Below are 10,855 nucleotides of genomic sequence, written 5' to 3' on the forward strand. Positions count from 1 at the left end.
GTTCCACGCCACCGAATTCGACCAGCGGCAACACGAACCCCACGTCGCGGCCATCGCGATGCACGCGCGGATAGGCCGCCTCGGCCAGGGTGGGAGCCCGCGCGATCTCGTGCGTGCGCGCGCGCCAAGGAATGTCGGGATGGCGCCAGTCCCATTTCTGCGTCAGCGCCTGGCGCATCGGCGATGCGCGCAGCCGCGAAGCGAAGGCGATGAAGTCATGCGCGGCAGAGCGATAGAGCGGCACTTCCTTACTGAAGTACTGCTCGGGTAGACCGAAGCCGAGCGCCAACGAAGGCAGGCTGCAGGGCCGAGAAGCGATGCCAGAAGCCCAAGAGATCGAGGTGTCGCGCACGACCTCGCTCAGTAGCTGCGGACGGATCATGAGGAGTGCGGCGCCCAATTCACGCTTACTTTGGACGTCTTCCTCGATCCAGGTGATCCTTTCGCTTTCGTGGGGCTGCAACTCCAAGGCGACAAAGGGCTTCTGCGCCAGCCGCCGCTCCATGGTCCACAGCAAGCCGTGCAACAGCTTGGCCTGGCGAAGCTGTTCTAGGACGCTGGAATGGGTCATGATCAGCAGCGGCGGAGCATGGTGATGCGAGTTGTCGGTCTGGGTCCGCCACCACAGCTCCTCGTATTCGGCGGCCGGCACACAGCGTTCGTGGCCCAGGTCGGGATCGGTGGTCAGTAGGACTTCATCGCGGTCGCTAAGATAGATTGCATAGCGCGGAGCTTCCTGCTGCTCCAGTGTCAGCAGGCTGCGCGGGCCGAACAGCTTTTTATGCTTCTGCCGCATCACACTGCGGATGGCCTCGGCATCGCGCTCAGAATCGGCTAGCATGGATTCGGCGCGCTTGCGGTAGAGGAAGCCGAAATTGTCGATGTTCTTGCCGCGAAAACCGGCCTCGGCGGCGGTAAGGAAGAAGTCCCAATCCTCGAAGCCGGATTTGAACGTGGTGTCGAAGAAGACGCCAGCGTCGAACACCGCGCGCCGGATCAGGCTGCCCGCCTCGCAGACATTCATCACGGTGTGGATCAGCAGGGAATAATCGCCGCCGTAATCGCCGGCCCATTGCAGGCCGAACATGTCGATATTGGGATAGATCCAGCCGATCTGCGGATCCGCTTCCAAGGCCACCATGGCATTGCCCAAGGCATCTGGCCGCAGGCGGTTGTCGGCATCCAGCATGTAGATCGCCTCGACGCCGGGCCATGCCGCCAAGGCATGGCGGATGCCGTGATTGCGGGCGTCGCTGAGCCCGCCATTAGGCTTGCGCAGATAGATGATGCGGTCGGGATAGGCTATCGCATAGTCGCGGCAGACCTGTTCGGTCTCGTGATGCGGGCAGCCGTCATTGACCAGGACGATGGTGATGGGAAAGGGCGCGCGCTGCTCCAGAACGCTGTCGATCGCCTCGGACAGCAGGACAGAGTGGCGGAAGATGGGTACGACGACCGCAATGCGCGGGCCGTCCTCACACGTTGAATCACCAACGCGCGTTAACAACTGGGTATTAAGCATGTCTGGTCTCCAGTCAGTATTGGAGAGTAAGGTTTGCAAAAGTCGACCAGCCGAAGGAATTGCGCAGCACACCATCGGGCAAACGAGTCAGCATATAGACGTCGCAGGGCTGATCCAGCGGTTCCGGCAGGATCACGTGAACCTGTCCGTCCTCCTGCGGTGCAAGACGGACCCAGTCCGAGGCGAATTGCGGCTTGAAGGCAGGAACCTCGCCGTCATGGGGGCGATGGGCCGAATGCGGCGCTAGAGCGATCTGATATTCGACAGGCGGGGCATCGGCGTGATAGGTGCGCACGTCGGCATAGATATGGCGCGCCCCAGGCAACGCGACACCCGACAGGATCGCGCCTGCCAGGCGGTCTTCCAGCACATGCACCAACAGCGCCGAAGTATTCGGCTGCAGCGCAAGCATCTGGTTGTAATCATTCATGTCCCGGGCGGTGGTGAGGGTCTCGCCCAGCACCCGGCGCAGGCGGTTTTTGCCGCCAACCGGCAGGATCGCCGTGGCCGCCAGGGGCGCGTTGGCGCCCGCGATCCAACGCCAGATCTGCAGCGCCGGCACGTTGGGCGTGAAATGATCGCCTATTTGCGCCCAGAAGCGCTGCTCGGGATGTTGGACCGAATTGGACAGCTTGACGGTGCCGCTGCCCTGATAGCTGATCGACAGCACTAGCGTCACCGCGTCGGGCCCTAGGGCGCGTTCCAGCGATAGGCGCAGCCAGCCATGGCGGAGCGTGTTCGTCGGCACCTCCCAGATTGCCAGCGTATCGCCGCCCTCCAGGCTGGACAGGCTGGCATGGAGAATGCCATCGGCGGGCGGCGTCTTGTTGGCGATATGGATGGAAATGTCGCTGAGCCCGGCACTGGCGCCGGGCAGGCGTTGAGCCAGTTGAGCCCCGCCGCGCAAGGTCAGCGGCAGCTGGCCAGCGATAGGCGACAGGGTGATGTCCAGCATCCGTTTTTGCGAGACATTGCGATAGAGGAACATCTCTAGGTCGCGAAACCCCGCTTGGGTTTCCTCATGCTGCCGGCGCAGAAGTCCCAGTTCCCGCATCAGCCGCGTCGACCGGACCGCAGCGGTCTGCCGTTCGTCCGACATCTGCAGGACCAGCCATTCCAGCACCGCTAGGCGTCGCGCCGGCAGGTCTTCGCCCCGGACTTCCAGGGATTGAGGTGCGGGACCACCCGTCCGCTCCTCCCAGACGGCACCCATGCAGGCCAGCTCGTCGCGGCCCCGGCTGGACAGCGGCAGGCAGCCGATCGCCACCAGCATGACCTGAGCAAGCGCCAAGTCAGTCCCCCCAGTTCCCGCGTCGGGCCGAAAGGTGATCCCGTCCTGCGACCCGGTTACTTCGATGAGCGTTACGGGAAGGGCGAGGTTGCGGGCCTCGGCCATGTCTGCGGAAGCGACCAGCAAGGCGGAAGACGAGGCGACACGTAGGCCGGAGGCAGTGCTTTCCCCGTCAAGGGAGGAAAGGGGCTTGAGCTGATGTTTCATGATCTAACGCATCTATGGTGATAGTCTGAGGTGGTGGCCTGAAATAAAACGGGGGAGGTAAAATTTGAACTAAAAAACTTGGGATTTTCACTCTCTATTTTCTGGATTTTCCACAGCACAAAGCAACCGGCTCTGTTGCACAAATCGGGCGCTGTTGGATAAATCAGCTGGCGAGCACAATCCCTCTTCCCCCGGGCACACTTATCCTGCGGTCACGGTCATCGGGATGGGTCTGCTCATACATCTCAGGTACCACCCTGGATTCGCGAGATGAATCCCTCACGCGATTTGTGCAACAGAGCCGGTTCCTGCCAATCTTACAGCCTGCCGAAGCGCAGGCTTCAACTGAGGGCGCAGGAAAGGGTCAGTGCCCGTAGTCCAAAGCATCGTCCTTCGGCTTGATCCGATGCTCCGAGGTCGGGCTTTGAAGCGCTCTCCTCAATGGCCACCCAACTGGCAGCGGATCGAACCACAACGTCTCCAACCCTGCCGACTCCGTTACAGGCAAGCAGTTGGTAAAGCGATCCGCTGTCTGTAGCAGCTAAATTCAGTGTCCCATCAGCGTCCTAGATACTGTCCTTAAACTGTCCATATTTGAAGATGGTGGGTTGCCTATTGCGTGAGGCCGTGCAGCGATGGTTCTGTATTGAACATGCCTCGGACAGCAGACTGAAGGCGGAGCGGACACAACGGGACAGTCAGAATGGCAAAGCTTTCACTTCGAGAGGCGGCCCAGCTCTGTGGGCGTGGAAAGTCCACAATTCAAACCGCGATCAAAGAAGGAAGGCTTTCCGCTGGCCGAAATGCGAGGGGTGGATACGAGATAGACCCCTCTGAACTCCACCGAGTTTTTCCCTTCTCGCTATCTCGGGATGGGACGCCGGACGCGTCCGAACGGAGAGATCAGAAGGGGCTATCTGTCCTAGAATCCGGCAGTTTGTCGGTGTCCGGAAGTGTCCAATCCCCTCGAGGCAGGACGGATCCGGACGCGTCCAAAGTCGTGTACCGTGCAGATCATCTCGCAGAGCTTTTAGAGGCTGAGAGACGTGGGCGCGAAGATTTGAAGCAGGCGCTGCAGGCGCGCGTCGATGATCTTCAAGCCACAGTTCTGGATCTTAGAAAGCGCTTGAATCAAGCCGAGGAGGAGAAGTTGCGGCTGCTACCTCCACCTGGTGCTGTCGAGCAGGAGAAGGCACGCTTGAGGGGATTGTGGGCGCGCTTAATAGGCCGATGAGATCAGTTTGGTAGGGGGCGGTTTGGTCTCAAGGTTCAATGGAGCGTCGGCGAGCCGGAAGATCTGCCTCCATACCTTCAAACGTTGGCTGTGAAACCGGAGGGAGGCCTTCGCCTGATGGCAACTGCATTTCTCCTGGAAGCAGGTCTGGGATGCGCCGCAAAGCAGCTTGTTGCCCAAGGTTGTCACGATCAGGCTGCTCTTCTTCTGAGACAACAACGGCTGCCGAGAATAGGCTATAGCGAATGCCATCACGCTTGCCTGTCCAAGCAACACGATCGTTGACGATGTAAGCATTCACCGTCGCAGCATTTCCAAGTTGTCGAATTTCGATCCAGTTGTCTGCCTTCAGAATCCCCAGAGCAGTCCGTACTGCTCGTTCTGAACGCCCAATTATCTTGGCAAGCGAAACTTGAGAAATCACAACAGCATTGTGGTCTCCAAGCCGAGCGGTCAGCGCATGCATGATCTGAGCTCCGACTGGAGATTTTGCGATAAGGCTCATCCAAGCTTCATGGGCAGATCGTTCTGTCTGCACCCAGGATCCCTGCAATCGGCGTTCTGGCAATTTTTCCAATTTCAGCCTCTTCATTCCAAATATGGGAATGAAGCTGCCGCATCATCTTGCATCGAGCAACACTAAAATTACATGCCGTTCCATTTTTGGGAATGGATGTGCCGGTGGACCGGAATGGTGGTGCCGGTAGAACAAAACAGGACCGGAACGGCGGTGCCGGTAGACCGGAACGGCGGTGCCGGTCCTGGCTAAAAAAGATAAATTAAAACAATAGCTTATTTTTTTGCCTTCTTATGATCTAAAAGGCAGGCAAAAAATGCACAGTCCGGGCGCGCTTGCGCGCCGGGGGGGAGCGCCCGCGAGGAAGCTGGCGACCCCCCGCCGAATGGACGGGCTGTGTAGTTTTTGCCTGCCGTCGGACGCGAGGCCCCTTGTGGGCCGAGGGGCCGACTCCGCGGGCGCAGGCGCGCGCGGCGGGTGGGGGTCCGGGGGAGGGAAAAGCGCAGATGTCCGGAAAACCCGACCCGCAATGCATGGACGCAGATCTCGGGATCTTCTGGCTGAGGAAAGGTACCGCCAGCGGCTCGGAGCGCGCCTTGGACGGGCCGTACAGCGCGGGACCGGCGGGTGAGGTCTCAAGGTCCGTCAGCGAGGCTCCTGACGGCTCTCAGGAACGCCTCTGTTCAACCTGGGGGTGGGGTTTTGGGCTGTAAGGGGCGTTATGCGTCCGAAACCGCGCGAGACGCGCCTCGTGCGCAGGTTGTGGGGCGGGGAGGGCTTCCGAGTAGATTGGCCGGGGTCGAGACGGGAAAAGGGCCGACCCCGGCCACACCATGCTCCGTGAGAACTGCACGGCAAGACTGGTTACAGGAGGTGACACACTCGCAAACAGGGAACTATGTGACCAAGCCGATGAACGACCACTCCCGCCAAAAGTTTCGCAAGTCTTTGAAACAGAAAGATTAAACAACCCGGGGTTGTTAATTTTGGCGGCATTCGCTTTCTTCTAGAATTCGAAATGCCTGGGCGAGCTTGGCCTCCAGCATGGTCTCGATGCTTTTCTCACGCTGTGCTTCGCGATGGCGCTGCATGTTCTCGGTGTACTGCTGTGCGGGGGGCATGATCTGCCTTCCTGCTTTCGAAGGTGCGGCCCAAGGGGACCGCGATCCTGCAGGAAGAAGAATTCGAGCCGGAGAGATGGGTTTCATTGAAAGTCTGGAAACAGGCGAAAGGGCGGGCGGGCCTATTTGGGCAAAGCGCAAGAAGCGCGTGCGAGCGCCCCCTTGCCCTGTTCGAGGTTTTTCCGCATCTGCCAGCAGGTCATTCGCCGCTCAGCATACCATGCTCTGCAGCTTGAGCGCAGACCTGCGGATCTGGCGCGAAGTCTCGCGCCTGCGAATAGCATCTCCGACAGATGGGGTTCGGGGCTCATACGCGCATGTTAGCACGCTTTTCGTGGGTCATCAGGCTGATGTTTCTCAACCAGAGGCTTTCCCCCGAAGAGGTATCTGCAACAGTCCCGTCCGCCTATAGTGTCGTTTTGCAACATATGTGTCCGTCTGTATTAGCGGTGTAGGCAAGGACTGTATTTCGGCGGCACCGCATTTCGGAGGGTTGCGCGCGCCCTTGGCGGACCCGGATTCCGGATTTGGGCGCGTCCTGGCTCCGCGCGAACCGATCCTCGATCGGCGGGCCGCTCCCGGTCGCGGAAGGCCCGCAAAGCGCCGCGTCGGAGCTTCACATCCCGACCCGTCCCACGCCCTGCAAAGGCAGGCGCTTCGGCAAGATCAAAAGTGTAAAAAATTACATTCCCATTTCTTGCCAATCTTACAGCCTGCCGAAGCGCAGGCTTCAATTCAGGGCGCAGGAGAGGGATGTGCCGCCTTGGCACGGTCGCGCCAGGAATGTGCTGGCGCGACCAGGGGCGTGGAAGAGGGCGCAAAACGGATCCCGGATGCGAAGACGCAGGCCGCGGCTCCTGGGCGCTCAGGAGCGCGTGGAGGTCGGTTTGCTGGTCTCTGGATGCAAGGGGGATGGCCTGAGCCGGCTCAGGACGCCTTGGCGAGTCCCGGCGCTTGAGTGCTTCATTGTAGGCTGGCCAGTTCCTGGTCTTGTAGGTCGGGGGTATGGGTCTGCTCATGCATCGCAGCTACCACGCTGGATTCGCGAGATGAATCCATCACGCGATTTGTGCAACAGAGCCGCTTTTCAGTGCAAGTTGTTTCCCGTTTGGTGTGAATAAGAACAATGACTTACCGGAAGTCAGAGCGGATAGCCGAACCGCTCGAAATCTTTGGCATAATGCGTTTGGACGCGGATCCGGTCGGCCACGTCCCAGACGATCTCCTGAGGTGCGCTGCGCAGTTCGTGCGGGGGCGTCTCGGGGGGCGCCACGCTCAGGACATCGGCGATGCGCGCCAATGGCGCGGCCAGGCCGTCCTCCAGCCGGAACACCTCAACATCGTTGCCCAGGAACTCCCACTGCGGGCGCAGGTGGTTGTCCAGATGGAACCTTTCGCGCTGCTGGCGGTCCAGGTTCTCCTCGATCCAAGGCGAGAAGGCGGGTAGCCCCTTCCAGAAGCTCTCCTTGGCAAGTTCTGCGCGCATCCGGTATTCGCTGGCGATCCGGTCATAGGGGTTGCGCACGATGGTCACGGCGAGGTCGAAGAACCCCTCGCCCAGCAGCGCCCGGATATCCTTGGCGCGATAATGCTGCGGCGTGCAGCGGCTGGCATGGGGGATTCCCATCGAGAACAGCCGCAGCGGCGCGATGCCGTTCATCCAGGTCTCGACCGAGGTGCCTCCGGCCTTTGGGATATGGATGAAGAGGACGCGTTTGCCATTATGCTGGATGAAGGGCATGGCGGTATTGGCTCCGGCTGCAAGAGGCAAGGTCGCGCAGAGGGATCGAGACTCACGCCTCGACCGCTGTGCGGATCTGGTAGCCGTTTTCCTTGAAGAAGGCCTGCATCTCGGCATGGCAGCGCCGCAGGGCCGCATTGGTCTTGTCCCAGGAATGGGACAGGATCGCCTCGGCGGGCGAGACCCAGGGATCCCGCACGTCCTGATAGGGAAGCGCATAGAGTTCGCAAAACTCGCGGATGCGCGAGTCATAGACGTAATAATAACAGGGCTTTCCCTGTAGCAGGGCGACCATATTGCCGTGGAAGCGGAAGCCGATGATGGCGTCCAGTTCGGCCGCGCGTGCCAGCCATTCCTCGATGCTGGTGACGCTCACCATGTGGGCGATCAGTTCTTCCGGGGTAAGCCGGCCGTCAGGGGCAATGCGCTCGACGATCTCTTGCGCGGCGGCAAGACGGTGGGTCATGGGCAGGTCGGCATCGGCAACGTCGAATTCCGCCTTTACCCCCTGCTCGAAGAGATAAAGGGCGCTGCATTCGTCGATGCCATACCGGATCGCATCGACATGCGCTTTTCGTGCCTCTGTCGGAGTGGCGCAATAGATGCTTTTGCGCAGGCCGGTATGAATGGAAACGCCAATCCGGCGCTCGGACGAGGCCAGGGACGGGCTTACTTCAATCTTCGGGCATTGGAGCGTGTAGAATACCGATGGACAGCCCGTCAGCCGAATGTTCTTTCCGCCCAGCCGCTCGACGACGGCCGCGGTAAACTCTCCGCGCACTGAAATCGAGTTCGACCGCTCGGAGAGGCGCGCAATGAAGTCCCGGGCGCCTGCATTCTGGTCCAGGAAGGACATGTCGCTTTCGGAATTCTGCGCCCCAAGGCCGACAATGGTCAATGGCGCATCGATACTGTCCAGGGTCTGGTTTGCCCCTTCAAAATCGAACCTGTTATGAAGATAGGTCGAACCCCGGATCAATGCCCGCGACACCGGCTGCTCCAGAGTCCTGGGAAAGCCGACGCGGACCGTGTCATCCAGTTTCACCTGGCGAAGCAGCGCGGCACAGACCAGCATGTCGCCATAATTCGGCTTCCAGCTGGACGTCCTCATGCTTGGCCAGGTGGTCTGATTCCCCTGAAAGGAATGATTGAAGTGAACGAGAGCTGTCGTCATGTTTGTCCCCGATAAAAGGCCGCCTGATCTTTCAGCGGGCATCTACAACCTGTGTTCCCCAAGGCTTCCGCGATCAGATCAATGCCGGAGTTTCTGGCCCAATGTCGCCCCGATCGCGTCATCCGACATATCCTCGCCCAGGAAGTTGTAAATCTCCCGGGCGTAATCGATTCCCTCGGCATATTTTTCGTAGCTGATCGTGAAGCAGATCTCAGGGTTTTTCCGGGAATATTCCGAAAACATTTCATCCGCCTGCGTCAGCTGCTTGTATACGACGTGTTTGGGCTTGTTCGCCCACCAGCTCGATCTGGAAACCGCGTCATGGTTCCGGGTCTGGAAAAGGAAGCGGGCCTTTGGAAAGCTGTCACGCAGATAGTTCAGGTGATGCTCAAAGAAGTTGGGATCTTCGTGCAGCCTGATTTCCTTGAAGCCGCTTACCCGGCACTCCGCATCGGGCTTGAGAACTTTTTCGGCAAAAAGGTTCATCAGCGAAAGACGAAAATCCTCCGGCTCTACGCTTTCCGCTCCGGCCCAGGGATCATAGGGCTGCCCCAGGATGTTTTTCAGATAGGCGCGGCGTTCCTGCGGCTCTTTGGCGAGGTCTTCGCGCCGCCAAGTATACATGTCGTGCTTTGCAACCAGATGGATCGCCCGGGAAAGAAAGTATGTGAGATTCCCGTTTTCCCCTCGAACGCTGTATCCGGGTATGGCATTGAGCAGGCTCTGCGTCAGCGTCGATCCCGAGCGGCCATATGTCACGACGAACACATAGCCATCTCTCGGCGCATAGAGGGCCGGGTAAAGTTCTTCATTCATAACCTTTATTCCTCAGGCCTTATTCGCGCCAGTTGCAAGCATCTTCTCCAGCCGCTCGATCACCGGGCGCACCGCGCCGTCCCAGTCGCGCCCCCGCATATCAAGCCTCGCCTGATGCGCAAGCTTGTGCAGAAGATCCGGATCGAAGCAGAGGCGCCGCAGCGCGGCCATGGCCTCATCGACGGCATCGTTCTGTGACAGGACGACGCCGTTCTCCCAACTCTGGACCACCTCGGACACCGCGCCCGCGTCGGTCGCGATGGGCACGACCCCGGATCGCATCGCCTCGAGGATAGTCAGCGGCAAACCCTCGAAATAGGATGGCAGGACGAAGATATCCGCCCATTCCAGGGCCTCGGCCAGGCCTTCCGGGGTGGTGATCGGTGGTTCGATCATCTGGGAGATGCGCGAGGGCAGGCGCGTCCCACCATGGGTCACCACCTGCTTGCCGATCAGGCGCCAGTCGATGGGCAGCGATTCCGAGCGCGAGGAATCGATGATGCTGATAAGCCGTTCTAGACCCTTCTGCTGGTCGAGCCGGCCCAGATAGATCACCCGCAGCCTGTCGTGGCGGTTCTCGCCGGACCGCCGCGCGTCCAGCCGCTGCGCCGATTCCTCGGGCAGGTCGAAGCTGGGCGCGTTCAGTAGCGGGATGACTTTTTCCTCGGGCACGCCCATGGCGTGGCACCAATCCGCCAATTGCCCCGAGCAGGGCAGGAACAGGTCATAGGCATGTTCGAAGGCAAGGCCGAGATAGGTGTTGCCGACCTGCCGCTTGAACGGGCTGTGGTCGTTCAGGTGCAGCGACAGCGCCGTCTTGACCCCTAGGCGCTTCAACCGGCCCATCAGCCCCGAGATGGCGCCGCCGTGGAAGTTGATGACGACGTCGAGCCAGGCCAGCATCGCCGTGGCGTTTCTCTGATCCCCCCATCGCGACCAGTCGGGGACGTCTGTGCCCAGATAGCTGGAACCAGCTTGGCCCCAAGTGGCGAAACCTTCATCGGCCAGAAAGGTAACGCTGTCGAAGGTCTCGTGCCATTCCGCACTGAACTGGCAGCTTTTTGCGTCGATGACGAACAGGTGCGGACGCCAGCCGGCGCGCTTCATGGCCTGGGCGGTGTTGAGTGCGACCCGTTCCACGCCACCGAATTCGACCAGCGGCAACACGAACCCCACGTCGCGGCCATCGCGATGCACGCGCGGATAGGCCGCCTCGGCCAGGGTGGGAGCCC

At 60.3% G+C, this 10,855-nt stretch carries 8 protein-coding genes; all 8 read right to left on the reverse strand.

Annotation, left to right across the window (positions count from 1 at the left end; all coding sequences use genetic code 11):
* Positions 1–1,522 (reverse strand): glycosyltransferase family A protein (locus AC2SGK_RS17565; RefSeq protein WP_488324698.1); only part of this gene is annotated, 1,522 nt, incomplete at its 3' end.
* Positions 1,523–1,535: 13 nt separating this feature from the next.
* Positions 1,536–2,918 (reverse strand): DUF6212 domain-containing protein, encoded by a 1,383-nt coding sequence (locus AC2SGK_RS17570; RefSeq protein ID WP_488324699.1) that lies wholly within the window; start codon positions 2,916–2,918, stop codon positions 1,536–1,538.
* 1,364 nt (positions 2,919–4,282) lie between these two features.
* Positions 4,283–4,846, reverse strand: a complete 564-nt coding sequence (locus AC2SGK_RS17575; protein WP_488324700.1) for a hypothetical protein — start codon at positions 4,844–4,846, stop codon at positions 4,283–4,285.
* A 905-nt stretch (positions 4,847–5,751) separates the two neighbouring features.
* A complete protein-coding gene (locus AC2SGK_RS17580) occupies positions 5,752–5,892 on the reverse strand; it encodes a hypothetical protein (protein ID WP_488324701.1) in 141 nt (46 codons plus the stop codon).
* 1,141 nt (positions 5,893–7,033) lie between these two features.
* Complete coding sequence (locus AC2SGK_RS17585) at positions 7,034–7,633, reverse strand: sulfotransferase family 2 domain-containing protein (RefSeq protein ID WP_488324702.1); 600 nt, start codon at positions 7,631–7,633, stop codon at positions 7,034–7,036.
* Positions 7,634–7,685: 52 nt separating this feature from the next.
* Positions 7,686–8,807, reverse strand: a complete 1,122-nt coding sequence (locus AC2SGK_RS17590) for a polysaccharide pyruvyl transferase family protein (RefSeq protein WP_488324703.1) — start codon at positions 8,805–8,807, stop codon at positions 7,686–7,688.
* A 78-nt stretch (positions 8,808–8,885) separates the two neighbouring features.
* On the reverse strand, positions 8,886–9,623 hold the full coding sequence (locus AC2SGK_RS17595) for a sulfotransferase (protein WP_488324704.1): 738 nt from the start codon (positions 9,621–9,623) through the stop codon (positions 8,886–8,888).
* Positions 9,624–9,635: 12 nt separating this feature from the next.
* A partial coding sequence (locus AC2SGK_RS17600; RefSeq protein ID WP_488324705.1) for a glycosyltransferase family 4 protein occupies positions 9,636–10,855 on the reverse strand: 1,220 nt, incomplete at its 5' end.

The sequence above is a fragment of the Paracoccus sp. NIOT.M2S5SZ12 genome (assembly GCF_057748165.1).